At 69.5% G+C, this 24,271-nt stretch carries 21 protein-coding genes; 13 read left to right on the top strand and 8 right to left on the bottom strand.

What is annotated here, in order from left to right:
- Positions 1-12: 12 nt before the first annotated feature.
- On the bottom strand, positions 13-2,361 hold the full coding sequence (locus ACRSBM_RS24030; RefSeq protein ID WP_434446215.1) for a hypothetical protein: 2,349 nt from the start codon (positions 2,359-2,361) through the stop codon (positions 13-15).
- A 122-nt stretch (positions 2,362-2,483) separates the two neighbouring features.
- Here ACRSBM_RS24030 and ACRSBM_RS24025 point away from each other — a divergent pair, with 122 nt between their 5' ends.
- A complete protein-coding gene (locus tag ACRSBM_RS24025) occupies positions 2,484-4,358 on the top strand; it encodes a S41 family peptidase (protein ID WP_434446213.1) in 1,875 nt (624 codons plus the stop codon).
- Positions 4,359-4,409: 51 nt separating this feature from the next.
- Here the strand turns inward: ACRSBM_RS24025 and ACRSBM_RS24020 are convergent, their stop codons facing one another.
- Both ACRSBM_RS24020 and ACRSBM_RS24015 read right to left on the bottom strand, forming a co-directional pair.
- Positions 4,410-4,985: a hypothetical protein gene (locus ACRSBM_RS24020; protein ID WP_434446212.1), complete on the bottom strand. Its 576-nt coding sequence runs from the start codon at positions 4,983-4,985 to the stop codon at positions 4,410-4,412.
- Positions 4,986-5,051: 66 nt separating this feature from the next.
- The gene (locus ACRSBM_RS24015; RefSeq protein WP_434446210.1) at positions 5,052-5,978 is read right to left on the bottom strand and encodes a LuxR C-terminal-related transcriptional regulator; all 927 of its coding nucleotides are present in this window, start codon (positions 5,976-5,978) and stop codon (positions 5,052-5,054) included.
- 183 nt (positions 5,979-6,161) lie between these two features.
- Here ACRSBM_RS24015 and ACRSBM_RS24010 point away from each other — a divergent pair, with 183 nt between their 5' ends.
- Entirely contained in the window at positions 6,162-7,949 is a 1,788-nt protein-coding gene (locus ACRSBM_RS24010) for a S8 family serine peptidase (RefSeq protein ID WP_434446208.1), read from the top strand.
- A 105-nt stretch (positions 7,950-8,054) separates the two neighbouring features.
- Positions 8,055-8,801, top strand: a complete 747-nt coding sequence (locus ACRSBM_RS24005) for a PIG-L family deacetylase (RefSeq protein ID WP_434446206.1) — start codon at positions 8,055-8,057, stop codon at positions 8,799-8,801.
- A 51-nt stretch (positions 8,802-8,852) separates the two neighbouring features.
- Here ACRSBM_RS24005 and ACRSBM_RS24000 read toward each other — a convergent pair whose 3' ends face one another.
- The 4 genes from ACRSBM_RS24000 to ACRSBM_RS23985 all read right to left on the bottom strand — a co-directional run bounded on the left by ACRSBM_RS24000 (position 8,853) and on the right by ACRSBM_RS23985 (position 14,945).
- Positions 8,853-9,473: an LPXTG cell wall anchor domain-containing protein gene (locus ACRSBM_RS24000; RefSeq protein ID WP_434446203.1), complete on the bottom strand. Its 621-nt coding sequence runs from the start codon at positions 9,471-9,473 to the stop codon at positions 8,853-8,855.
- A 133-nt stretch (positions 9,474-9,606) separates the two neighbouring features.
- Positions 9,607-12,474 carry a DEAD/DEAH box helicase gene (locus ACRSBM_RS23995; RefSeq protein ID WP_434446201.1) on the bottom strand — a complete coding sequence of 956 codons (2,868 nt, stop codon included), beginning with the start codon at positions 12,472-12,474 and terminating at the stop codon, positions 9,607-9,609.
- A 307-nt stretch (positions 12,475-12,781) separates the two neighbouring features.
- On the bottom strand, positions 12,782-13,444 hold the full coding sequence (locus ACRSBM_RS23990; protein WP_434446199.1) for a Ku protein: 663 nt from the start codon (positions 13,442-13,444) through the stop codon (positions 12,782-12,784).
- Positions 13,445-13,559: 115 nt separating this feature from the next.
- The gene (locus ACRSBM_RS23985; protein WP_434446197.1) at positions 13,560-14,945 is read right to left on the bottom strand and encodes an SDR family NAD(P)-dependent oxidoreductase; all 1,386 of its coding nucleotides are present in this window, start codon (positions 14,943-14,945) and stop codon (positions 13,560-13,562) included.
- Between the two features lie 36 nt (positions 14,946-14,981).
- Here ACRSBM_RS23985 and ACRSBM_RS23980 point away from each other — a divergent pair, with 36 nt between their 5' ends.
- From ACRSBM_RS23980 to ACRSBM_RS23960, 5 genes are all read left to right on the top strand, one after another.
- Complete coding sequence (locus ACRSBM_RS23980; RefSeq protein ID WP_434446195.1) at positions 14,982-15,701, top strand: HAD family hydrolase; 720 nt, start codon at positions 14,982-14,984, stop codon at positions 15,699-15,701.
- Positions 15,698-15,931, top strand: coding sequence for a hypothetical protein (locus tag ACRSBM_RS23975; RefSeq protein WP_434446193.1), 234 nt, complete (start codon positions 15,698-15,700; stop codon positions 15,929-15,931). Before ACRSBM_RS23980 ends, ACRSBM_RS23975 begins: the two co-directional genes overlap by 4 nt.
- 43 nt (positions 15,932-15,974) lie before the next feature.
- Positions 15,975-17,177, top strand: a complete 1,203-nt coding sequence (locus tag ACRSBM_RS23970; RefSeq protein WP_434446191.1) for a hypothetical protein — start codon at positions 15,975-15,977, stop codon at positions 17,175-17,177.
- Positions 17,174-17,659 (top strand): SLATT domain-containing protein, encoded by a 486-nt coding sequence (locus tag ACRSBM_RS23965; RefSeq protein WP_434446189.1) that lies wholly within the window; start codon positions 17,174-17,176, stop codon positions 17,657-17,659. The genes ACRSBM_RS23970 and ACRSBM_RS23965 overlap by 4 nt, the downstream gene beginning before the upstream one ends.
- Before the next feature lie 161 nt (positions 17,660-17,820).
- Positions 17,821-18,021, top strand: coding sequence for a hypothetical protein (locus ACRSBM_RS23960; RefSeq protein WP_434446188.1), 201 nt, complete (start codon positions 17,821-17,823; stop codon positions 18,019-18,021).
- Positions 18,022-18,187: 166 nt separating this feature from the next.
- Here the strand turns inward: ACRSBM_RS23960 and ACRSBM_RS23955 are convergent, their stop codons facing one another.
- Positions 18,188-18,619, bottom strand: coding sequence for a DUF2306 domain-containing protein (locus tag ACRSBM_RS23955; RefSeq protein WP_434446186.1), 432 nt, complete (start codon positions 18,617-18,619; stop codon positions 18,188-18,190).
- Between the two features lie 90 nt (positions 18,620-18,709).
- Here ACRSBM_RS23955 and ACRSBM_RS23950 point away from each other — a divergent pair, with 90 nt between their 5' ends.
- The 5 genes from ACRSBM_RS23950 (at position 18,710) to ACRSBM_RS23930 (ending at position 24,218) form a co-directional block, all read left to right on the top strand.
- On the top strand, positions 18,710-18,925 hold the full coding sequence (locus tag ACRSBM_RS23950; protein ID WP_434446185.1) for an RNA-binding S4 domain-containing protein: 216 nt from the start codon (positions 18,710-18,712) through the stop codon (positions 18,923-18,925).
- 377 nt (positions 18,926-19,302) lie between these two features.
- A complete protein-coding gene (locus tag ACRSBM_RS23945) occupies positions 19,303-20,796 on the top strand; it encodes a sugar transferase (protein WP_434446183.1) in 1,494 nt (497 codons plus the stop codon).
- 14 nt (positions 20,797-20,810) lie between these two features.
- A complete protein-coding gene (locus ACRSBM_RS23940; protein ID WP_434446181.1) occupies positions 20,811-21,833 on the top strand; it encodes a Gfo/Idh/MocA family protein in 1,023 nt (340 codons plus the stop codon).
- Positions 21,833-22,840, top strand: a complete 1,008-nt coding sequence (locus tag ACRSBM_RS23935; RefSeq protein WP_434446179.1) for an NAD-dependent epimerase/dehydratase family protein — start codon at positions 21,833-21,835, stop codon at positions 22,838-22,840. Before ACRSBM_RS23940 ends, ACRSBM_RS23935 begins: the two co-directional genes overlap by 1 nt.
- Before the next feature lie 247 nt (positions 22,841-23,087).
- Positions 23,088-24,218, top strand: coding sequence for a DegT/DnrJ/EryC1/StrS family aminotransferase (locus ACRSBM_RS23930; RefSeq protein ID WP_434446177.1), 1,131 nt, complete (start codon positions 23,088-23,090; stop codon positions 24,216-24,218).
- Positions 24,219-24,271: the final 53 nt, after the last annotated feature.

Raw genomic sequence — 24,271 nt, 5'->3', positions numbered from 1 at the left:
ACGATCGGGTGACTACTGGCTCAGATCACGCGAGACGAGGTCGGTGAACGCCTCGCGGTAGGCCGCGCACAGGTGGTAGTCGCTGTGCGTCTCCACCTTGTCCGGCGACCCGTTCGTCTCACCGGCACGACGGTCGAGCGGGTTCGGTGCCCAGCCGTGCACGGGAAAACCGAGGTAGTCGGTCCGGCGCCACAGGTTGATCCAGTTATTCCCCATGAGCGGGACGAGCCCGCGATCCGGCACGGTTCCGGGGGCTCGCCGCCACGGGTCGCACGAGAACATCGCGCCCGCCTGGACCTCCGGCGTTCCGAGCACGGCCGGGCCGAGCAGTTCGGGGAAGATCCGCCCGAAGTACGGCCGTAGCTGCACCCCGTACGTCAGCAGCTGCACGCGCTTGAGATACCCGTCCGGCAACGCGTACAGCGCCGCCACCGCCAGCACGGCGCCCAGGCTGTGCGCGGACAGCACGACGCGGTTCTGCGGTGAGGCGTCCAGGAACTCACGGGTCCTGTCGGCGATCTCCGGGACCGCGCGCTCGGCGTAGCACGGCGGCGCGAACGGGTGCGCTGTGCGCGGCAGGAAGCACATGAGGTCCCACAGCAGCCCGAGCGGCCGGCGGTTGGTCAGCATCCCGGCGCCGACGAACGACCCGATCACCGCGATGCCGGCGAGCCCGGTGACCCAGTCGCCCTTGCCCACCACCGACGCGACACCGGACCACCGCGACCACGACGGCGTGTCGAACGTCAGGTAGCAGGTCAGCAACAGGGCGAGCACGCCCGACGTCGACAGCACTCCGGCCACGTTCTCGGCCCGGTGCGTCACGGCCACCACGTGCCGCATCCGCACGACGAGCACCGCGGCCTCGTCGTCGAGCACCGCGGGTCTGGCCAGCCGCGACAACAACACGAGAGCCTGCGTGATCAGCAGCAACACCAACGGAGCCAGTGCGACGGCGAAGGCGGCGCTGAACCACGAGTAGAACGACGGCGCCCGCAACCCCGTGCCGACCCAGCCGCGGAACGTCAGCACCAGCACGGAGGACAACATCACCGACGTGGTCAGCGACAACCCCAGCAGCACACCGGGTCCGGCGCCGCGCCAGGCCTGCCACTGGTCACCGGCGCGCGGCCGGGCCCGCCACGCGAGCACCCCGCCGACGACCGCGGCACCGATCCAGGCGAGCGAGAACCAGTACGTGGCCGCCATGAACGCGACGAACAGCACGAGCAGGACCAGTGGCCCCTTGGCGTCGTTGCGCCGCCACGACCACGCGGCCAGCACGGACCCGAGCAACGCCACCGTGACGACCGGCGGCCCCCACGTCGTCAGCGCCAGCGGCCCGGTGAAGTCCGGTTCGAGCGCGTACAGCCCGAACCCGTGCGCTACCAGCACGAGCACGGCCGAGATCATCAGCAGCCACGACCACAGGCCGCCCTTCTCGGTCGACGGCACGTCGGGGCAGTCCGTCGCCGTCACGACCACCCTGCCCGTCACGACCGCCAGAACGGCGCCGGCGAGCACGGTGAGTACCAGGAAGAACGCGTGCTGCAACTGCTGTGTGCTCGTCGCGAGCACGACGACGCAACACCCGGCGGCGAGGTGCAGCCGGGTGAGCCGGCGGATCCGCGGGCTGCCCTCCCACATCGACGACCGGCTGAGCAGCACACCGGGCCGCCGGACGGGCTCACGGCGCATCGACGTCATCTCGTACCTGCTGCGGGACAACGACGTCAGCGCCATCAACCCGAGCAGCAGCAACACCGGCACGGCGGACGCGGCGAGCACCCGGACGTGCCGCGGCGGATCGCCCAGCACGTCCAGGAAGTCCGGCAGCCGCCTGCACGTGGTGCCGGGCAGCGAACACTGGATCGCGTAGAGGCCGATCGCCACCTCGCACACCGCGAGCACCAGCAACACCGTCAGCCCGAGCCCGAACAACCGGGTGGAGGCGGCGCCGCGCCCGGCGTTCCACCACACCATGCGCTTCGTCGTCGGAACCGAGTCGTCCGGCAGTTTGCGGGACCAGTAGGCGACGTTCGCCAGCCCGAACGGCAGCAGCAACGCCCATCCGATGCGCCCCAGCACGTTCGCGAGCACCGATGGCACCCCGCTGCCCGGCACGCCGGGGCTGCTGCGCGCCATGCCACCCCACGAGTACGCCTCGCGCCGCACGGTCGCGGGCACCTCTCCGGGGTGATCCGGTGGCAGGTCGGCGAGTTTGTCCGGCTTCGGCCGCCAGAAGCTGCCGAACCGGTCACCGCGGAACTGCTCGACGGCGTGCTCGGGAAGCGCCAGCATCGCGCTCGGGGGTGTGTTGTTCACCCCGTGGATGCGCAGCTCCAGGACGCGTTGACTCATCGTCTGCCTCCCCCTTTTACTCCAGTTGTCGTCCCGAGAACTGCTCCAGTTAGCGGCCGAACGGGTGAAAAAGGTGTATCCAGGCGCCCTGGAGAGCCTCTACTTGGCAAGGAGGCACCACCATGACCGCAACCGCTCACCCGAACGTCGCAAACTCCGTTGGACTCGCCGAGTTCCTGGCCACCGCGGGCACGCTCACCTTGGCGCAGCGCAAGCTCATCGTCGACCAGGCGCTCATCCTGCTGGAACAGAACTACGCGCATCTGCCTCTGAAAGTCGCCATGCACGCGGTGAACCCCGTGCAAAGACTCAGGGTCCTCAGGGCCAGACTCGAACGGCAGACCGACGCCACGGCCGAGCCCGAGTGGCAGTTCCACCGCGAACTGTCGAGCACCTTCCACTCGGTGCGCGACCTGCACACGAACTACCTGCTGCCCGCGCCGTTCGCGGGCAAGATCGCGTTCCTGCCGTTCCAGCTGGAGCGCTGCTTCGCCGCGGACGGCACCGAGCAGTACCTCGTCGCCCGCACCGTCACCGGTTTCGACGGCATCGAGGTCGGCGCGGAGGTGACGCACTGGAACGGCACGCCGATCGCCCGCGCGGTCGCGTTGAACGGCGCGGTCTTCGCCGGCAGCAACACCGCCGCGAACCTCTCCCGCGGCCTCGAGTCGCTCACGTTGCGCCCCTTGGTGATCCAGCTCCCGCCCGACGAGGACTGGGTGGTCGTCACGTATCGCGGTGCCGCGGGTCCGCAGGACCTCCGCGTCGACTGGCAGGTGACGGAGAACCTGCCGCCGATGACCGACGTCGACTCGCTCTCACCCGCCGCGGCCGCGCAGGGCGTCGACCTGGACTCCGACGAGAAGGCCCGCGCCAAGAAGTTGTTGCACGCCCCCAAAGTCGTGCAGGCCGAAGCCGTCGGCGGCGCGATCGCCATGGCCGAGCAGGACGTCGCGACGACGATGCCCGGCGTGTTCCGCGCGCGTCCGGTGACCACGCCGTCCGGCACGTTCGGGCACCTGCGGATCTTCACGTTCAGCGTCGACGACCCGGACGCGTTCCTCGCCGAGTTCGTCCGGCTGGCGAACCTGTTGCCGCAGAACGGACTCATCGTCGACGTGCGGGACAACGGCGGCGGCCACATCTTCGCCTCGGAGTTCCTGTTGCAGACGATGACGCCCCGGCGCATCGACCCGGAACCCGTGCAGTTCCTGAGCACGCCGCTGAATTTGCGGATCTGCCGCCGGCACGCGGAGGACCCGACCGGCCAGATCGACCTCGGCCCGTGGTTCCCGTCGCTCGACTCCTCGACGGAGACCGGCCAGGCGTTCTCCTGCTCCCACACCATCACGCCGGTCGAGGGCGCGAACGCCGTGGGCCAGACCTACCACGGCCCGGTCGTGCTGATCACCGACGCGCGCTGCTACTCGGCCACCGACATCTTCGCCGCGGGCTGGGCCGACCACGACCTGGGCCCGATCCTCGGCGTGGACGACAACACCGGTGCGGGCGGCGCGAACGTGTGGACGCACGGACTTTTGATGACGCTGCTCAAGATCCCGGCGCCGGGCGACACCGAGTCGCCGTACAAGGCATTGCCCAACAAGGCGAACATGCGCGTGTCGATCCGCCGCACGTTGCGCGTCGGCAAGCTCGCCGGCACGCCGGTGGAGGACCTGGGCGTGCGTCCGACGCACCAGCACAAGCTGACGCGCGCGGACCTGTTGCAGGGCAACGTGGACCTGCTCGCGCGAGCGGGAGAGCTCCTGAAGGAGCAGCCCGTGCGCAGGCTGGGAGTGGCGGTCGCCGGCACGACCGTCTCGCTGGACACCGTGAACCTCGACCGGGTGGACGTCTACGTGGACGGCCGCCCCGCCACCTCGCTGGACGTGACCGACGGCGCGCACACCGCGACGTTGACCGCGACCGGGCGGGAGGTGCGCGTCGAGGGCTTCGCGGACGGGCAGCTGGTGGCCGCGCGCAAGGTCGCCAGTTGATCGAGCGGGCGCTTCCGGTGACTCCATGACCGGAAGCGCCCGCTCCCGGTACTACCTGGTGAACGTGTAGGCGCGGTCGGCGGCCACGACAGCCAGCTGCGCCTCGGTGTCGGGCGTCCAGCTCTGCGCCCAGACCACCTCACCGTTCGGGCGGAAGTTCGTCGCCGCCCTGATGCCGAACTGCTCCAGCTCCGTGAAGACGATCACGCCGCCCCGGCGGTCGCTGACCGTGCCGGTGCACTTGTCCCGCTCGCAGAGCTGCTTCGGCGACTCCGTGTAGTGGCCGGGCGCGTTCACCTGCGTGTACACCGACACGTCCTGACCCTGGTAGGTCAGCCTGGTCAGGTTGCCCATGTACTGCATGCCGTCGAACACGCCCTCGGCCTCGCCGCCCCAGGCACCCGGCTCGACGTTCTGCGCGCCGCGGAAGATCCGCGGGAACGTCCGCTCCTGGCGTGCGGAGAACCCGTCCGCCTGTTCCTGCAGCTCCGCCTTGGTCTTGTGGACCGGCGTGATGTCCTTCGGCGGCCACGTGAGGTCCGTGGACGCCGACGCGGAAGCCGTGCCCGCGAGACCGACGAGCGCGAGGCCCGTCAGGGCAGCCGCCATCACCTTGCGCATGCGCATTCTTTCCCCCTGGTGAGTACCTGCTTGCACAGAGTGAGACGCGGCAAGATCACCAAGGTTGCGTCGCTACAACCATCCTCGCCGCATGGCCTGCACCCCGGCCTGGAACCGGGTCTGCGCGCCGCACCGGTCCATCAGCTGCCGCACCCGCCGCTGCACGGTCCGCGGCGCGAGCCCCAGCTGCCGCGCGATCGACTCGTCGGTCAGCCCCGCCGCGAGCAGTCCCAGCAGGCTCGGGTCCACGTCGGCCGCCGCCGCGTAGATCCCGCCGGGGCTGAACGGGATCCCCTTGTCCCAGTACAGCTCGAACGTCGAGCGCAGCACGTCCAGCAACGCCGACGGCCGGATCAGCAGGACCTTGTCGACCACGCCACCGTTCACGACGGGCAGCACCGCCGCGTGCGTGTCGATCACCGCGAGCTTGAACGGCAGCGTCGGCGTGACGCGGGCACGTTCCCCGGCGGCGACCAGTTCGATGATCTCCGTGACCCGGCCGGGAAGGTCCACAGCGGACCGGTCGTAGACGACCCGCCACTGCACGTCCCGTTCGCGGGTCTCGTCCTCCAGCGCGACGTGCTGGCCCAGCGGCGTGATGTACGGCGGCTGGTCGAGCACGCAGACCTCGTCGCGGGCGCCGCGCAGCAGGGTGTGCCACAGCTCGCGGACCGCGCCCCCACCGGAGATCACCTCGACGAACGCGTTGTCGGCCAGCTCCTCGTCGCGGTTGCGCAGGTAGAGCTCCATCAACGGGGCGATGTCCGCGCGGGCCCGGCGGTTCGCCTCCTCCCGCGCGGCGATCAGCGCCTCCACCGCGAGGTCCGGCGCGACCGCCTGCCACACGTCTCCCGGCAGGTGCCGGACCAGGCCGAGCTCCCGCATCCGTGCCAGCACCGGGGCCGCGACGCCGATCTCCTCGGTGGTGCGGCTGCCTCCCGTCACCAGGAGCTCGTAGACGGCCGACAGCTCCGGGGAGACGCCCAAGTGTTCGAACACGGCCATATTGTGCGCCATTCAGAGCAGTGCCCCTGTCGTGAACACGCCAGTGTCGCCATTCGGACTCCGCTAGACCTGTTTTCGCAGGTGTGACCCGACTTACGGTCCTCGTCACCTCCGCAGCCGGTTCAGAACCCTGACGCCCTCAACGGCACGCGGAGGCCCTGCGTGGAAGGACCTCACGTGAACGGATTGCGACGCACGAGTGTGTGCGCCGCGGCAGTTTCCGCCGCCGTGCTCAGCGTTGTCTCGCCAGTCAACGCCGCTCCATCACAGATCCAGTCCCAGCCGGACTCGACCCAGGTGAACCGCCCGTTCGAGCGGCTGATCGTCGGCTACAAGCCCGGCACCGCCGAAGCCTCGTCCGACACCGCTGCCTCGGACGACGCCCGCAAGAAGGGCAAGACCCTCCACCGCCGCACGGCGAGTGGCGCGGTCGTCGTCGACCTCGGCTCGAAGACCACGAACGCCGATTCGGCGATCCAGGCCTTCAAGAACGACCCGAAGGTCGCCTACGTCGAGCCGGACCTGCTGATGCAGCCGTTCGCCGACCCGAACGACACCGAGTACTCCCGGCAGTGGGACCTGTTCGAGGCCACCGCGGGCATGAACGTGCCCGGCGCGTGGTCCAGCACCACCGGCGCGGGCGTGACCGTCGCGGTCATCGACACCGGCTACGTCGCACACAGCGACCTGTCCAGCAAGGTCGTCGCGGGGTACGACTTCGTCTCGGACTCGGCGCGCGCCCGCGACAACAACGGCCGTGACTCGAACCCGGCCGACGAGGGCGACTGGGTCGCGCGCGGTGAGTGCGGCACCGACATCAACGGCCAGCCGGTTCCGCCCGCCGACCAGAGCTCGTCCTGGCACGGCACGCACGTGGCCGGCACCATCGCCGCGGCCACGAACAACAGCAAGGGCATCGCCGGCATCGCCTACGACGCCAAGATCCAGCCCCTGCGCGTCCTCGCGAAGTGCGGTGGCGCCACCTCGGACATCGCCGACGCGATCACCTGGGCGTCCGGCGGCACGGTGTTCGGTGTCCCCGCGAACCAGACGCCCGCCAAGGTCATCAACATGTCGCTGGGCGGCCAGTCCTCCTGCTCGACGACCTACCAGAACGCCATCAACGGTGCCATCAACCGCGGCAGCACGGTCGTCGTCGCGGCCGGCAACTCGAACATGAACGTCGCGAACTTCACCCCGGCCAACTGCAACGGTGTCATCACCGTCGCGGCCTCCTCGCGTGAGGGCAACAAGGCGTTCTACTCGAACTACGGCAGCCGGATCGACATCGCGGCGCCCGGCGGAGAAACCCGTCGCGGCACCGACACCCCCGGCACCATCACCACGCCGCAGAACGGCATCTGGTCGACGCTCAACGCCGGCGCCACCGTCCCCGGCGCGGAGAACTACAAGCCCTACCAGGGCACGTCGATGGCCGCCCCGCACGTCGCGGGCCTCGCGGCACTGCTGGTCGCCAAGAAGCCGTCGCTGACGCCGGCCCAGGTCAAGGACCTGATCAAGACCAACGCCCGCACCTTGCCCGGCACCTGCTCGGGCGGCTGCGGCGCGGGCCTCGCCGACGCCACGAAGACCGTGAACGCCGTGGACACCACCCCGGCCCCGGGCGGCCTGGAGAACACGACGGACGTGGCGATCGTCGACCGCGGCACCGTCACGTCCTCGATCAGCTCCACGGTGACGGGCAACGCGTCCTCGACCACCAAGGTCGGCGTGGACATCGTCCACACCTACCGCGGTGACCTGGTGATCGACCTGATCGCGCCGGACGGCACCGCCTACCGGCTGAAGAACTCGTCCTCTTCGGACAGTGCCGACAACGTGGTGGCGACCTACACGGTCAACGCCTCGTCCGAGATCGCGGCGGGCACGTGGAAGCTGCGGGTCCAGGACGTGTACTCCGGTGACACCGGGTACATCAACGCCTGGAACCTGACCCTGCGATAGCTCCACGAGTTCGCCGAGGGGCGGCGCCTTCCATCCCGGAACCCTGGGGGAGGCGCCGCCCTTTCACGTCCCGGCGAGTTCCCGGTCACCGGTAACGTCGAGCCCATGGCAACACTGGTGACGTTCCACGCCCATCCCGACGACGAGTGCATCCTGACGGGTGGCGTCATGCGCAAGGCGTTCGAAGAGGGCCACCGGGTCGTACTCGTCGTCGCGACCCGCGGCGAGGCCGGCGAGGTGCCGGACTTCCTGGAGGAGAACGAGGAACTCTGGCAGCGGCGCGTCGTGGAGACGCACGCGGCGGCGGACCTGCTGGGCGTCGCGCGCGTGGAGTTCCTGGGGTACCGGGACTCCGGAATGATGGGCGACGAGGTCAACGACCGGCCGGGCTCGTTTTGGACCGCGGACGTCGAGGAAGCCGCCCGCAAACTGGCGGAGATCCTCAAGGACGAGGACGCGAAGGTGCTCACGACGTACGACAGCTTCGGCGGCTACGGCCACCCGGACCACATCCAGGTGCACCGCGTCGGCCTGCGCGCCGCCGAGATCGCGGGCACGCCGGCCGTCTACCAGGCGATGGTGCGCGAGTCGGAGTTCCGGGAGGCGTTCAAGCGTGCCGGAATCGAGGAGCCGCAGCTCGGGGAAGGCGCGGTGCCGGAGTCGGAGATCAACGTCGGCGTCGACGTCACGCCGTACCTCGCGGTGAAGCGCAAGGCGATGCGCGCGCACGCGTCGCAGATCCCCGAGGAGTCGTTCTTCCTGTCGTTCGACGAGGAGACGTTCGCCCTGGCGTTCGGCACCGAGTGGTTCATCCGGGAGGGCCACGGACCGGCGACCGCGCTGGACCTGTAGAAGGAGAACGGGGGCGGTCAGGTGACCGCCCCCGTCTCTCGTTCAGCTAGTTCACGCGCTGCGGCGGCGGCGCAGGAACAGCAGGGTGCCGGCACCGGCGCCCACGAGGCCCAGACCCGAGAGCAGCAGCCACGCCGGGGACGCACCGGTCGCCGCGAGCGGCGGTTCCGGCGTGCTGCCACCGGGAGCCGGAGCGGCCGGGGTCGACGACGGCGCGGCGGAGGACGAGGGCACCTCCGGAGCCGAGGTGGTCGGCTCGCTGGGCGTCGTCTCCGTCGGCTTCGTCGGCTCGGTCGGCTTGACGCACGGGTTAAGCGTGTACGTCTTGTTGTAGTCGTACTTCGTGCCGTCCGACGCCGTCACCTTGATGGTGAAGGTGTGCGCGACGGTGCCGTCCGCCTCGAACGTCTTCGGCTCCAGCTTGTCGCCGACCTTCTCGCCCCAGCTCTGACCGAACTTCTCGTCGGCCAGGACCTTGTCACCGTCCGTGATCAGCACGGTGTTCTTGTTGCCGCCCGCGTACTGGGTCAGCTTGACCTTCAGCACGGCCTTGTCCTTGACGCACTCCGCTGACGACACGGGGGTGTGCGCCTGAGCCGTGCCGGTCAGCGCCAGCGTGGCCATGGCAGCGGTGGCGGTCACCGCGAACGCGCCGAGAACTCTCCTTGCCAACGAATCTCTCCTGCTCTGCTTGATGCGTGGCGGATCGAGCACATTTCATGATCTGAATCACCCGACCGGGTGAACCGCGTCACGCTAGCAACCGAGAGCGTTCGGAAGGTCACTGTATGGCAACACTAAGGTGTCACCACGGGTAGCTCTTCATGCCTTCCGTCAGGCCGATCGTGCCCGCGACCAGCCGCATCTGTTCCACACCGCGCACGTCGGCGTCGAGCAGCCGGGGCGAGCAGATCATCACGGCCAGTGCCTGGGCGCGCGACAGTGCCACGTTCAACCTGTTGCGTGACAAAAGAAAGTCCAGGCCACGCGGGAGGTCCACGGTGGACGACGACGTCATCGACATGATGACCGCGGGCGCTTCCTGGCCCTGGAAGCGGTCCACTGTGCCCACCCGGGCTTCGTCGAACCCCGCCTCCGCCAGCCTCCGGCGGATCACGCGCACCTGCAGGTTGTACGGCGCCACCACGAGGATGTCGGCATCGGTCAGTTCGCGCGTTTTGCCGTTGTCCGTCCAGGTGCGACCGACGATGGCGCGGACGGTGTCGACGACGGCGTCCGCTTCCTCGGCCGACGACGTGATGTTGTGCCGGTGGTCGACTTCGCGCAGGTAGATGCCGGGTTCGATGCCGGAGATCCCGCGCTGGGCCGCGGACTCGTGCGAGTGGAGCAGTCCGGCATAGGACAGCTCCGAGACCGGCTTGCACACCGCCGGGTGCATCCGGCGCGTCTCAGCCAGGAAGTACCCGAGGTGCGGCGGGATCACGTCCGCGTCGCCGAGCAGGTGGCCCAGGGCGGAGGCGTCCGAGCCAGGCGGGTGCACACCCTGCACGACCTGCGGCAACTGCTGCGGATCGCCCAGCAGCACGAGGTTGCGTGCCGCCGTGGCCACCGCCACCGCGTCGGCCAGCGCGAACTGGCCGGCCTCGTCGATGATCATCACGTCGAACGGCTGCGCCTTGATCACGGCGTTGGAGAACGTCCAAGCGGTGCCGCCGACCAGGTGTCCCCGCGGGTGCTCCTCACGCCACCGGGCCAGCGCGCCGTTGTCCTTGGGCTGGTCCCACGGCAGGCCTTCCTCGGGCTTTCCCTTGGGGCGCTTGGCCATCGGGATGTCCGGATCGGCCGACGACAGCACGTTCTCCACGGCCTTGTGCGACGTCGAGGTGACCGCGACGGTCTTGCCCTGGTCGATCAGGTGCCGCACGAGCTTGGTCGCGAGGTACGTCTTGCCGGCGCCGGGAGGTCCCTGTACCGCGAGCGTGCCGCCGTCGAGCTGGTCGACGGCCTTGATCACGGCCTGCACCACGTCGTCGTGCTGCGGCAACGGCTGTGCGGGCGGCGTGCGCAGCAGCAGGTCGATGCCGGGGCTGCGGGGGAGCAGCGGCAGCAGCCCGACGGCCTGCTCGGCCAGTTCGGCGACGGCCTCGTCCTTCGGCGACGCGGGCACCGGACTGCCCGGCAGCACCGCGATCGGCATCTCGGCGTGCTCCTGCGCGTTGCTCTCGGTCAGCACCAGCTCGTACGGGTTGTCGTCCGCCACCACGGCGTTGCGCGTGACGTTGCCGGGGTACAACAGCCGGACCTGTTCACCGGAGCCGAACGGGTGCGGGCGCTCGGGGTCGATCCGCGCGTGCACCTGCCGCTTGTGCGTCCGGACCCGTCCGGCGGGCGGCACCCAGTCGTCCGTCCGGAGCGTGATCGGCACCGCGCAGTTGGAGTCGGTCTCCAGGTCGGAGATCGGTGCGGTGGCCTGCCGGAAGAAGTCACCCCACGCGGGACTCGCCTCCCGCCGGTGGTACCCGACCGTCGCCGCGAACAGCGCGTGTCCTTCGGCGAGCAACGGCTCCGTCAGCGCAGCCATCCGGCGTGCCCGCTCGGCCGCCTTCTCGCGCGCGGCCTCGTCCTGCTCCTGCGGCGGCGCCGTCTCGATCTCGTGCTCGACCTTGATCCGCTGAAGCAGGTCGCGGACGCCCCTCGTGGGAATCTCGTCCTCCAGCAACGGTTTCAACGCCTGCAGCGTGTACTCCCGAGTGGACACCCGCAGCACCCGCCGGGTCAGCGCACCGAGGTCGACGCACCGGCGCACCAGCTCGTCCACTTCGGACTCCTTGGTCGCTGTCCGCGCGGCCCGCCCGGCGAGGTCGTGCGGCGTGAAGTGGTAGACGGTGCCGGTAGGCGTCCGGTCGACGAACTCAGCGAACGTGCCCTCCCAGCCCGGCGTGCGGAACGTGTCGCCGTCGACCTCCAGGAACACGTCGTCCTCGGCCGGCTCGGGCAGGTTCGCCAGCGCTTCGGGCGCCACGACCTCGTAGGTGGCGACACCGGTGCGTTCCTGCTGCACCTGGAGCCGGGCCTGCGCGGTCAGCGCGGTGAAGCTCGCCGGCGAGAGCGTCGCCGGCCGCTCCTCGGTGGCGGCAAGCGCGTCGATAGTGTCAATGCCGACCGAAACCAGCTTCCGTCGCTGGTCAGCGCGTAGCCCGGCCACGAGCGAGAGGTCACGCGCCTCCTCACGGCCAGACGCACAGTGACGGGCGAAGCGACAGCCGTTGCACGCGGCCCGCACATCGCCCCACGACCGCTTCGGCGCAGGTGAGGGCTTCGCGAGCCGCGTCTGGAGGCGGCCCAGCAGGGGAGTGAAGTCCGCGACCCGGAACGACGTCCGCCTGCCGTTGATGATCAGATGCGCACGAGCAGCCCCCACCGCCTGGGCCGCGGCGGTCAGCGACAGCACGGCCAGCGGAGTGGCCTCGGAGACCTCGTCGCACGGCTCGTACCCGTCGGCCGTGCGCACGAGGGTCTGGGCCGAGCAGTGGAACACGCCGTCGAAGAACACGGCGTCCTCGACCAGGTCGACGCCCGCACGCATCTCCGCGGCCGTCCGAGCGGCCTGTCGGTGCAGCTCAGCGGGGTCGCCACGCCGTTCGTCACGCGCCAGGTGGCTGCGGTGCTCGCATTCGAGCAGGTCGACGAGGTCGGACGGGCTGGCGAGCATGGACAGTGATGCTAGTGCCGTGACCGGCAACCTTCACCTCGTCTTCCGGCGCCCAGCAGGGCGCCTCGCGGCACCGGCCCCACGCCCACAGCCATCCAGGATGAGGACGCGGGGCCGGCACCACGACGCACCCGTCTGAACGTCGAAATACGGGGCAAAGGCTGCCGGTCACGGCACTAGGCCCTCCTGGCGGCACGGGCGCGCGACCCGCGTTCATCCCCGGGACGCGGGTCGCGCGCCCGCACCACCAGGCGCCGGACCTGGACATCAAGGAGCCGGCCCTGGACTGGACACCAAGGAGCCGGACCTAGACGTTCGCCTCCACCAGGTGCAGCAAGGCCTCGTGGTGCGTGTTCGGGTAGTCGTGCGGCTTGAACGGGCGCGTCTGCGCCCGCACCAGCGCCGCCGCCGCGGCCAGCTCCCCGGTCCGCACCTCGGTGTCCCGGTGCAGGAACGCGAAGTGCGGCTCCCGCACCTCGTCCGGCCACAGCAACGTGTGCAGCACGAGTACGCCGTGCTGAGGCCGGATGGCCGCCAGCGTTTCCTTGCCCCGCAAGGCGAACTTCACGATCGCCGCCACCTTGGTGCGCTCCAGCGTCTCGCGCAGCAGCACGTACGACCGCACGGCCAGGTCGTCCGGCTCGACGTAGTAGCTGCGGTGCAACGCGACCGGGTCGAGGTCCACCTGCGGCGCGAACTGCTGCACGTCGATCAGGCCGTCCTCGGGCGCCGGCAGGTCGCCCGGGTCGATCTGCACGATGCGGCCGTCGTCGAGCTCGTAGCCGCGGCCGATGTCGTCCGGCGTCAGCCGCAACGAGCACTCGCCGCACACCTGCTGGTGGCGCACGCGGCCGCTGTCCTCACGGTGCACCAGATGCACCTTGCTGCGATGTTCGGTGGCGGCCGACACCAGCCGCACCGTCATCGTGGTCATCCCGAACCGAAGTGCTCCCCGCCACACAGTTCTCATGACAAATGAGTACTCGAACACGTGTTCAAATAGACCTGCCACGTGACGAAAGAGCTCGTTCGGATGCGTCCGACGGGTACCTCGGACGCGTGTATCTGTCCTATTCCCAGTGCTGTCACCAGGCTGAGGGCGCGTAGTCCTTCAGGAAGCAGCCGTACAGGTCCTCGCCGGCCTCGCCGCGCACGATCGGGTCGTACACCCGCGCCGCGCCGTCGACCAGGTCCAACGGGGCGTGGAAGCCCTCCTCGGCGAGCCGCATCTTCATCGGGTGCGGGCGCTCGTCGGTGATCCAGCCCGTGTCGACGGCCGTCATCAGGATGCCGTCGGCCTGCAGCATCTCCTCGGCGCTGGTGCGCGTCAACATGTTCAGCGCGGCCTTGGCCATGTTCGTGTGCGGATGCCCCGAACCCTTGTAGGCGCGGGAGAACTGGCCCTCCATCGCCGACACGTTCACCACGTACTTGCGGCGGTAGGAGGACTTCGCCATCGACGCGCGCAGCCGCGAGATCAGCAGGAACGGCGCCGTCGAGTTGCAGAGCTGCACCTCCAGCAGCTCCACGGGGTCGACCTCGTCGACGTTCTGGATCCAGGAGTTCACCGGCGCGGTGTCCGGCACCAGGCCGCCGGCATCGATGTCCTTGGACCCCGCCATCAACGCGAGCGTCGTCACCGAGTGCGCCTCGGGAACGGCGGTGCCGGGCAGCGCGAGCTGGCCGTGGCCGCCGAACGAGATCAGCTCGGGCCGGCGAGCGTCCCCGGTCAGCGCCTCGTGCTCGGCGTTCGCCAGCGGCGTGTAGGCACCGGCGGACCGGCGGACGGTCTGCGCGGCGTTGTTGATCAGGACGTCCAGCGGGCCGTGCGCGGCCACCTCGTCGGCCAGGGCCAGCACCTGGGCGGGGTCGCGCAGGTCGATGCCGACGATCTTGAGCCGGTCGATCCAGTCGGCGGCGTCGGGCATCGAGGCGAACCGGCGCGCCGCGTCCTTGGGGAACCGGGTGGTGATCGTGGTGTGCGCGCCGTCACGCAGCAGCCGCAGCGCGATGTACATGCCGATCTTCGCGCGGCCACCCGTCAGCAGCGCGTTGCGGCCGGTCAGGTCCGTGCGGGCGTCGCGCTTGCTGTGGTTGAACGCGGCACAGTCCGGGCAGAGGTTGTGGTAGAACGCGTCCACCTCGACGAACCGCTTGCGGCACGTGTAGCAGGACCGCGCGCGCAGCAGCGTGCCGGCGGACGCGCCGGCGGCGTTCGACACGAGGGGGAGGCCCTGCGTCTCGTCGTCGATGCGGTCCGGCGACCCGGTGGCGGTCAGCGCGGTGACGGCGCGGTCGTTGGCCACGATGGCGGCCTTGCGCTCGGACTTCCGGAACTTCTTCGCGGCCTTGAAGATCTTGGCGGTGGCCCGGCGGACGCGCACGGCGTCCTCGTGCTCCGCCGGCAGGTCCTCGACCTGGGCAAGCACGCGCAGGCAGACTTCTAGCTCCGCGGGGTCGATCGAGGTCATGAGCAGGCATTTTACGGGTTGAGGGGTGGTGGTCCGGTGGCCGGGCCCGAACTGCTGGTGCTGTGGGACATCGACAACACGCTGATCTCGGCGCGCGGCTTCGGCGGGCTGATGTACCGCGAGGCGTTCCGGACCGCGTTCGGCAGGGAGCTCAGCGGTCCAGTCGACCTCGGCGGACGCACTGAGCTGGACATCATCGAGGAGACGCTCCGGCTGCACGACATCGAGCACACCGACGAGTCGTCCCGGCTGCTGGCCGACGCGCTGGCCACCTCGTTCGAGACGAGGCGGCGTGAGCTGCCCGGCCACGGCGAGGTGCTGCCCGGCGCGCTGACGGCCCTGCGGCACTTCGCGGACGACCCGCGCGTGCACCAGGGCGTGCTGACCGCGAACCTCCGGAGCGTCGCGAAGGTCAAGCTGGAGGAGTTCGGGCTCGCGCACCTCGTCGACTGGGAGGTGAGCGCGTTCGGTGACGACCACGCGGACCGCGCCGAGCTGGTGACGTTCGCCCGTGACCGCGCGCGGCACCTCCGGCCGTTCGCGCACGACGAGGTCGTGCTCATCGGGGACACCCCGCACGACGTCTACGCGGCGACGAAGGCGGGCGTGGGGCTCGTGGCGGTGGCGACCGGCCGCAGCACGGCCGAGGACCTCCGCGCCGCCGGTGCGCACGAGGTCATGCCCGATCTGAGTGACCTCGACGAGCTGGTCAGGCAGGTGTGGAAGCGGGCGAGCCAGGGAAACCGCACGGCATGAACCCCGAAGCACCCGACGCGGACGTCCAGGAGCAGCGGCGCGAGGTCGTCGCGCGGCAGCAGCCGGCCGAACCGCCGCTCGAGGCGAGCGAGGCCGACGCCCACGAGCAGCAGCGCGAGGTCGTTCCGCACGAGCCGGTGGAGACGGCCGAGACGCCGCTGGAGGCGAACGAGGCCGACGCCCACGAGCAGCGCCAGGAAGTGCCCGTGGACGACGAGGATGAGGTCTAACGGGCTCTGGTCCTCGATCGATCACGGCGTTATGGTGCGCGGCATGCCCACAGCAGGCGGCCCGACAGTCAAACGGCTGTCCCAGCCGGACGCCGACATCAAACCCAAGGCCCTCGGCTTGCCCCGGGGCCGTGCGGTGATCTCGGTCTTCGGCTCCACCCAAGACATCGAGACGGATCTCGCCGCGAAGTTGTTGCCGGTGCTCAGATCCGTGGTCGTGACCGCGGCGCGCAACGGCGCCGTGTTCGTCACCGAAGGCACCGACAGAGGCGTTGTCCACTTGCTGGGCATGGCTTTGCAGGCGTGCGAGCAGCGCTGGCCGGTCGTGATCGGGGTCGCGCCGAGCAGCAAGGTCCACGACCTGACCGAGCCGTCCACGCACGGCCAGGTCGCGCTGGAGCCCAACCACAGCGTCGCCGTCATCGTTCCCGGTTCGGAGTGGACGGACGCGACACCGGTGCTGTTCCGCACGATCGACGCCGTCCGGCACAAGAAACCCGTCGTCGCCCTCGTCGTCGGAGGTGAGAACGAGAAGGAGGTCGTCGACCACCTCAGCGGTGACAACCCGTTGCTGGTGCTCGCCGGCACAGGCGGCCTCGCGGACCGCATCGCGACCGGCGACCTCACCGGCGACCTCGCGGTGCTCGTGCGCAGCGGCAAGATCTTCATCATTCACGTCGACGAGGGTGCCGGGAAAGCCGTCACCGCGCTGGAAAGGCTGCTGGGCAAGGAGAAGCCCCTCAAGCCGCCGAGGATCTGGCCCAAGGTCCGGTACCGGGCGCCGGAACCGCGGCCGCTCGTCGACCCCGGCTTCGTCGTCGCGTACCCGGCGCTCGCCGACGCCATCCACGACGCCAACAAGGTCGTCGCACCGGCGTTCCAGGAGCTCGACGCGCAGGCCGGCGTCGAGCAGAACCGCTACCGCCTCACGACTGTGCTGGCGATCTCGGGCGGACTGGCCACGACGGTGTTCGGCGCGCTGCAGACGTGGCTCAAGGACACGCCGTGGCCCGGCGTGCTCGTCGTGGCGGGCGGTGCGTTCGCCGCGGCCATCACGATCGTGGCGCGCAAGCGGGAGTCGCTCGACAAGTACCTCACCGCGCGATCGCGGGCAGAACGCCTGCGCGCCTTGTACTTCGCGCATCTCGCGGCCGTGGCGCCCGCGACGGAGGAAGAACGCCAGGACAAGGTGGCGGACCTGGAAGCCGCGGTCAGCGACCGCAAGCACGAGGTGGTGCGGACATGACTGTGCCGACTGACCAGAAGCGCGAGAACGCGGTCGCCGACGAGCCGGCCGCCCCGAAGGCGGGGGTGACCGTCCGGCAGCGCCAGGCCCAGTTCGTGGAAGCCTATCTGCGCCACCGCTTCTCCGACCGGCTCGACCACTTCGAACGCGGCCGCAAGCGGTACTCGGCCGCTCGCACGTGGACGGTCGCGCTCGCCGCCACCTTCTTCATCGCGGCGGCGGCTGCCGCGGCCGTGGGCATGGCGGACGGGCCGCGCCGGGCCATGTGGGGTTTCGCCGCAACGACTTTGGCCGCTCTGGCCACCGCCGTGTCGTTGTACGAGGCCACGTTCGGGTTCCGTCGCCTGGCGCGGGAGAGCGCCACCACTTCCGTTGCGCTGCAACGGCTTGCGGTGGACGGTCCCACGCCGGACGATGTGGACGACGAACGGCTGGTCGCATTTGTGACCGAAGTGGAGTCAGTGCTGCGGTACGGCCGATAAAGCTGAATCCTGACAACAATCGTTCGGATTCGGTTTCCGGGAAATCGCTCCCACCGTTTACACTCTGCGTGGGTGATCGATTACGGTAAGCACAGGTTCTGGTGTTTCGGTGGTCCTGTTGTCATGATGGCCACATCCCCCGATGCGGAAGCAGGCACGACATGACTTGGGCGCGTCCCGCGATCGCCGAGCCGGAAACCGGCACCTTCGCCGAGGCCAAGGCTCTGGAAAAGGAGCACAGCACGGTTCAGAACAGCAAGGCGGCCCGTACCGTGGCCTGTCACGCCACGGACGCGCTCGACTGCGCTGACCTGCTCGAGATGCTGGGCCTCAGCGCTGCGGAGGGCAAGGCGCGGGTGTAACCCCGCGACTGGATCCACCACTCGGCCACCGGCAGTTTCACCACCAGCGACAGCCAGTTCGCGGTGGCGAAGACGGCGAGCCCGTTCCCGTCGGGCATCAGTGAGCCGAGCAGCAGGCCCCACGGCCGGCCCGTCACGGCGGCGCCAGTGAGAGCGAAACCGCGGATCAACCAGATGCGGTGTTCGCCGAACTGGCGCCGCCGTGACGGTTCAGGCCGTACACCGCGCTCACGAACCACAGCACGAACAGCACCGTCAGCGGCGCCGATGCGGCCAGTCCGTTCAGTGACAACTGAGCGCACACGATGCCGAGCACCGACGACGGCAGCACGCCGGCGAAGTAGACGCGGCCCATCACCCGGTGCGCCCGCGGGTGCCGTGCGCGCAGGCCCGGCCAGAACTGCGAGACGCCCGCGAGGACCGCGACCGTTCCGGTGACGATGTGCGCGACGAGCAACCCGTGCACCGACCCGTGCAGATCCGGCCGCGACTGGCTCACGTCCAGCGTCACGTACGCGCTCGCGGCGAAGACCGTTATCGCCACGATGACCACTCCGGACACCGCCGACCAGGCGACGTACCGCCAAGAAGCCTTCATGCTCCCAGGCTGTCAACGCCTTCACTCGAACGCGCTGGGGTGCGCCCCCGACTGAGCGGTGAGGTACGCCCTACTGGGATGATGGGGTTCATGCGGACGGTGGAGATCTCCGAAGAGCCGATCAGGCTAGGGCAGTTCCTCAAGCTGGCTGCGCTGGCCGAGGACGGCGGCCACGCCAAGGAGCTCATCGAGGACGGAGAAGTCCACGTCAACGGCTCTGTGGAGCTGCGGCGGGGTGCACAGCTGCGCCATGGCGACGTCGTCGTGGTCGAAGGTGACGAAGTGCGCATTTCCGTTCGGCCGTAATGAATTACTCCGTTCAGCGGTAAGTACATGCACGATCGCAGTCGATCGGACTAGGGTCCGAAGACCTGTCCTCGACGATTTTGGTCGCGACCCGGACGTCTGTGATGTCCCTTTTGGACATGCGGATTCGTCTTGCGGGGCCAGGGTTTTTCAGACGGTGAGACCTGCGTCACGTCCGGTATTCGGAGTCGGGGAAACTTTTTTCCAGCACTTGTAACGCCGATGCCAGAACGTACGAATCACCGGTTGCGAGCTTCGGTAGCCGAGCCCGGATGTGGCACGGCCGGAGATCGCGCCAGATCTGAGAATCAAGGTCCTCGGGGTGACCTGCGTACATGCACGTCCGGAATCGCCGTTGAGCCGGGGAGATCAGAACGATGAGTGAGCAGGTCCGCGCTGCCCGTGATGTCGACGGGTCGCGCTCCACGCTCAATCCTCTGTCGGAACACAGACAGACGCACCCACCCGTCGCCCGCTGGGAAAGCCGCTACCGCTATGCCGTGATCACCGCCGATGTGCTGACCGTCGTCCTGGTCGTCATCGCCGTCGGTGCCGTCATGAGCATCCGCCACGCTGCCTTCGGCCCGCTTTCCCTTGCTCTGCTGGACATACTCACAGTAGTTCTCGTAGTCGGCTCGCTCGCGATCAACCGCGTGTGGCAGCCGGCGGTGCTCGGCCAGGGGGCCGAGGAGTTCCGAAGACTCGGCCGGGGTTTGTTCGGTGCCGTCGTGGCGCTCGGCCTCGGAGCGCTCGCCGTCGACATCCCCGGCGCCCGCCTGTGGATTTTCGTCGTAGTCCCCGCGATCGCCCTGGTCGCGTTCCCCATGCGCTACCTCCTGCGCCGCCCCCTGCACCGCGGCCGCAGTGAAGGACGCTTCCTGCTCTCGGTCCTCGCCGCCGGCAACCTCGACACCGTCGAGGACCTCATCCACCGCACCAAGCGCGTCGCCCACCTCGGCTGGCGCGTGGACGCGATCTGCACCATCGACGGCCGCGGCCGCTGCGGCACCGACGTCGACGGCGTGCCCGTCGTGGGCCAGCTGCGCGAGCTCGCCGAGCACGTCCGCCGCGGCGGCTACCGCATCGTCGCCGTCACGCCCGACGCCTACTGGACGCCTCGCCGTCTCCAGCAGCTCGCGTGGGCCCTCGAAGGCTCCGGTGCCGAGATGGTCGTCTCGCCCGGCCTGATGGAGGTCGCCGGCCCGCGGCTGCACATGAGCGCCGTGCTCGGGATGCCGCTGCTGAGGGTGAGTGAACCGGCACTGAGCGGGTTCCGCCGTCTGGTCAAGGACGTCGTCGACCGCGTCGGCGCGTTCCTCCTCCTGGTCGCGCTGGCACCCCTCATGCTCGCCGTCGCCGCGTTCGTGATGATCGACAGCCGCGGTCCCGTCTTCTACCGCCAGAAGCGGGTCGGCAAGGGCGGGCGGCCGTTCACGATCATCAAGTTCCGCACCATGGTGACCAACGCGGACGCGTTGCGCGCCCGGCTCGCGAGCGCCAACGAGGGCCACGGCCTGCTGTTCAAGATGAAGAAGGACCCGCGCATCACGAAGGCCGGCACCTTCCTGCGCCGCTACTCGATCGACGAGCTACCGCAGCTGTTCAACGTCCTCGCGGGCAGCATGTCGCTCGTCGGTCCCCGCCCGCCGCTGCCGGAGGAGACCGCGAAGTACTCCTCGGACGTGCGGCGCCGGCTGCTCGTGAAGCCCGGTCTGACCGGCTTGTGGCAGGTGAGCGGACGGAGCGACCTGTCGTGGGAGGAGTCGATCCGGCTCGACCTGCGCTACGTCGAGGACTGGTCGCTCGCACTCGACCTCGTGATCATGTGGAAGACCTTCCGCGCCGTCTTCGGCGGTCAGGGGGCTTACTGATGGGGAACCAAGACGTGATTGGCCTTGCTGTCATCGGCGCCGGGTACTGGGGGCCGAACCTCGTTCGCAACGCCCAGGCCACGCCCGCGCTGCGGCTGAGATACCTGTGCGACCTCGACGTCGAGAAGGCCCGGCGGGTGCTGGGGGAGTACTCGACCGTCCGCGCCACCGCGTCGCTGGACGAGGTGCTCGGCGACCCCGAGGTGCACGCGGTCGCCATCGCGACCCCCGCGGCCACGCACCTGCCCGTCGCGCTCGCCGCACTGGAGGCAGGCAAGCACGTGCTGGTGGAGAAGCCGCTCGCGGCCAGCTTCGAGGACGGCCGCAAGCTCGTCGAGACCGCCGAACAGCGCGGCCTGACGCTCATGCTCGACCACACCTTCGCGTACACGTCGTCGGTGCAGCACCTGCGCAAGATCATCCGCGGTGGCGAGATCGGTGAGATCCAGTACATCGACTCGGTCCGCATCAACCTCGGTCTGGTGCAGCCGGACGTGGACGTGTTGTGGGACCTCGCCCCGCACGACCTCTCGATCTTCGAGGCGATCCTGCCCGACGACGTCACCCCGGTGGAGGTCGCGGCGCACGGCTCGGACCCGATCGGCGCGGGCGTCGCGTGCGTCGGCCACCTGACGGTCCGGCTGTCCAACGGGGCGATCACGCACGTGCACGTGAACTGGTTGTCGCCGACGAAGATTCGCACGATGGTCATCGGCGGTTCGCAGCGCACGGTGGTGTGGGACGACAACAATCCGGCGCAGCGACTGTCCATTTACGACCGTGGCGTCGAGCACTCCAAGGAGCAGCGCACGATCTCCTACCGCACCGGCGACATGGTCGCGCCGGCGTTGCTGGAGCGCGAGGCGCTGCGCACGATGATGGCCGAGTTCGCCGCGTCCATCACGGAGCAGCGCCCGCCGCTCACCGACGGCCGCGCGGGTCTGCGCGTGCTGGCGGTGCTGGAGGCGGCGTCGGAGTCGCTGCGCTCCGACGGGCAGTTCGTTTCAGTTCAACAAGTCGAAAGCAGGGTTTCTTGATGTCGGCCCCCCAGAAGGATCTGGCCCAGCCGATCACCGGGCAGCGCGCGCTCGTCACGGGCGGCGCGGGCACCATCGGCTCGTCGGTGGTGGACCAGCTCGTCGAGGCCGGTGCCGCCGAGGTCGTCGTGCTGGACAACTTCGTGCGCGGCCGCCGGGAGAACTTGACCGCCGCCCTCGAGTCCGGTGTCGTCCGCGTCGTCGAAGGCGACATCAACGACAGGGCACTGGTCCGCGAGCTGACCGAGGGCATGGACCTCGTCTTCCACCTCGCCGCCATCCGCATCACCCAGTGCGCCGAGGAACCGCGCCTGGCGCTGGAGTGCCTGGTCGACGGCACGTTCACCGTTCTGGAGGCCGCCGCGGCCGCCGGGGTGAAGAAGGTCATCGCGTCGTCGTCGGCGTCGATCTACGGGCTCGCGGAGTCGTTCCCCACCGACGAGCGGCACCACCCGTACAACAACGACACCTTCTACGGCGCCGCGAAGGCGTTCAACGAAGGCATGTTGCGCAGCTTCAAGGCGATGTACGACCTCGACTACGTGGCGCTGCGCTACTTCAACGTGTACGGACCGCGGATGGACGTCCACGGCCTGTACACCGAAGTGCTCATCCGCTGGATGGAACGCATCGTCGACGGCAAGTCGCCGCTCATCTTCGGCGACGGCGCTCAGACGATGGACTTCGTGCACGTGCACGACATCGCCCGCGCGAACATCCTCGCCGCCAAGGCGCCGGTTACGGACACGGTGTACAACATCGCGTCCTCCAAGGAGACCTCGCTCAAGCAGCTCGCCCTCGCGTTGCTTGCCGCGATGGACTCCGACCTGCCGCTGGAGCACGGCCCCGAGCGCAAGGTGAACGGCGTGACGCGCCGGCTCGCCGACATCAGCCTCGCGGCCGCGGAACTCGGGTGGAAGCCCGAGATCGAGATGGACGGCGGCCTGCGCGACCTGGTCGCGTGGTGGCGGGCCGAGAAGGCCGCCGCCGAGCGGGCCGGCGCCTAGGGCCGGTATCGAAGTCCATGTTCGCGATAGCCGGGCCTGAGGCCGCACCACCAGAAACCACCTCAGGCGCGACTCTCATCGAACGGGACTTCGATACCGGCCCTAACCCTCCAGACCGCGGTCGCGGCGCCGCCGGCACCCCCAGGCCGGCGGCCCCGCGGCCGCACCCACCGCACGAACGTTCGCAGGCGCCATCCGCGTGCGCCCACACACGCCAAGGAAAGGCAGTAGAGCTGTGATTCCGGTTATGCGGCCGTTGCTCGGTGAAGAAGAGGCTCTCGCCGCCGCCGAGGCCGTCCGGTCCGGGTGGGTGGCGCAGGGCCCGCGGGTCCGCGCGTTCGAGGAGGCGTTCGCCGCGTCCGTCGGCGCCCGGCACGGTGTCGCGGTCTCCTCCTGCACCACGGGCCTGCACCTCGCCGTGCACCTGCTCGGCATCGGCCCCGGCGACGAGGTCGTCGTGCCGTCGCTGTCGTTCATCGCGACCGCGAACGCCGTGCGCTACACCGGCGCGACCCCGGTGTTCGCCGACGTCGAGGCGGAGACCGGCAACCTCAGCGCGTCCACAGTGGAACCAGTGCTCACCGATCGCACCCGCGCCGTCATGGTTGTGCACCAGGCCGGCGTGCCCGCGGACGTCGACGCGCTCAAGGCGTTGTGCGAACCGCGCGGCATCATGGTGATCGAGGACGCGGCGTGCGCGGCGGGCTCCACGTACAAGGGCGAGCCGGTCGGCACGGACGCGCTGCTCGCCGCCTGGTCGTTCCACCCGCGCAAGCTCCTCACCACCGGTGAGGGCGGCATGGTCACCACCGACGACCCCGACTGGGCCGTTCGGCTCAAGCGCCTGCGGGAACACGGCATGAGCGTGTCCGCCGCGGACCGCCACAACGGCGGCTCGGCCGTCATCGAGCAGTACCTCGAGACGGCGTTCAACTACCGGATGACCGACATCCAGGCCGCCGTCGGCCTGGTGCAGCTGTCCAAACTGGACGCGATCATCGCCCGTCGCCGTGAGCTGGCCGCGCGCTACCACGAGTTGCTGGACGACTCCGGTGTCACGGCGGTTCGTGACCCTGAGCACGGAACGACGAACTACCAGTCCTTCTGGGTCTGGTTGCCCGACGGCGCACCGGACCGCCAGGACATCCTCGCGGGCCTTGCCGAACGCGGAGTCAGTGCACGGCGCGGAATCATGGCGTCACACCTCGAACCCGCCTACGAGGGGCACCCGAGCGTGCCGCTGCCCGTCACCGAGGCGTTCACGGCCCGGACGCTGATCCTCCCGCTGTTCCACGACATGACGGAGTCCGAACAGGACCAGGTGGTGTCGGCGTTGTCGGAGACTCTCCACGCATCCCGTCTGACCGTGCGTGGTTGAAACATAAAGATTCCGCACTGACCAGAACTTTCTTGTGTTGACACGTAACAGCT

The organism is Lentzea xerophila, from assembly GCF_051094245.1.
Taxonomy (GTDB): domain Bacteria; phylum Actinomycetota; class Actinomycetes; order Mycobacteriales; family Pseudonocardiaceae; genus Lentzea; species Lentzea xerophila.
This window is presented reverse-complemented; position numbering and strand designations above follow the sequence as displayed.

Coding starts and splice junctions, on each gene's coding strand:
- ACRSBM_RS24030 (WP_434446215.1), bottom strand. CDS start 2,361: ATGAGTCAACGCGTCCTGGAGCTGCGCATCCACGGGGTGAACAACACA.
- ACRSBM_RS24025 (WP_434446213.1), top strand. CDS start 2,484: ATGACCGCAACCGCTCACCCGAACGTCGCAAACTCCGTTGGACTCGCC.
- ACRSBM_RS24020 (WP_434446212.1), bottom strand. CDS start 4,985: ATGCGCATGCGCAAGGTGATGGCGGCTGCCCTGACGGGCCTCGCGCTC.
- ACRSBM_RS24005 (WP_434446206.1), top strand. CDS start 8,055: ATGGCAACACTGGTGACGTTCCACGCCCATCCCGACGACGAGTGCATC.
- ACRSBM_RS23995 (WP_434446201.1), bottom strand. CDS start 12,474: ATGCTCGCCAGCCCGTCCGACCTCGTCGACCTGCTCGAATGCGAGCAC.
- ACRSBM_RS23990 (WP_434446199.1), bottom strand. CDS start 13,444: ATGAGAACTGTGTGGCGGGGAGCACTTCGGTTCGGGATGACCACGATG.
- ACRSBM_RS23985 (WP_434446197.1), bottom strand. CDS start 14,945: ATGACCTCGATCGACCCCGCGGAGCTAGAAGTCTGCCTGCGCGTGCTT.
- ACRSBM_RS23975 (WP_434446193.1), top strand. CDS start 15,698: ATGAACCCCGAAGCACCCGACGCGGACGTCCAGGAGCAGCGGCGCGAG.
- ACRSBM_RS23970 (WP_434446191.1), top strand. CDS start 15,975: ATGCCCACAGCAGGCGGCCCGACAGTCAAACGGCTGTCCCAGCCGGAC.
- ACRSBM_RS23965 (WP_434446189.1), top strand. CDS start 17,174: ATGACTGTGCCGACTGACCAGAAGCGCGAGAACGCGGTCGCCGACGAG.
- ACRSBM_RS23960 (WP_434446188.1), top strand. CDS start 17,821: ATGACTTGGGCGCGTCCCGCGATCGCCGAGCCGGAAACCGGCACCTTC.
- ACRSBM_RS23955 (WP_434446186.1), bottom strand. CDS start 18,619: ATGAAGGCTTCTTGGCGGTACGTCGCCTGGTCGGCGGTGTCCGGAGTG.
- ACRSBM_RS23950 (WP_434446185.1), top strand. CDS start 18,710: ATGCGGACGGTGGAGATCTCCGAAGAGCCGATCAGGCTAGGGCAGTTC.
- ACRSBM_RS23945 (WP_434446183.1), top strand. CDS start 19,303: ATGAGTGAGCAGGTCCGCGCTGCCCGTGATGTCGACGGGTCGCGCTCC.
- ACRSBM_RS23935 (WP_434446179.1), top strand. CDS start 21,833: ATGTCGGCCCCCCAGAAGGATCTGGCCCAGCCGATCACCGGGCAGCGC.
- ACRSBM_RS23930 (WP_434446177.1), top strand. CDS start 23,088: ATGCGGCCGTTGCTCGGTGAAGAAGAGGCTCTCGCCGCCGCCGAGGCC.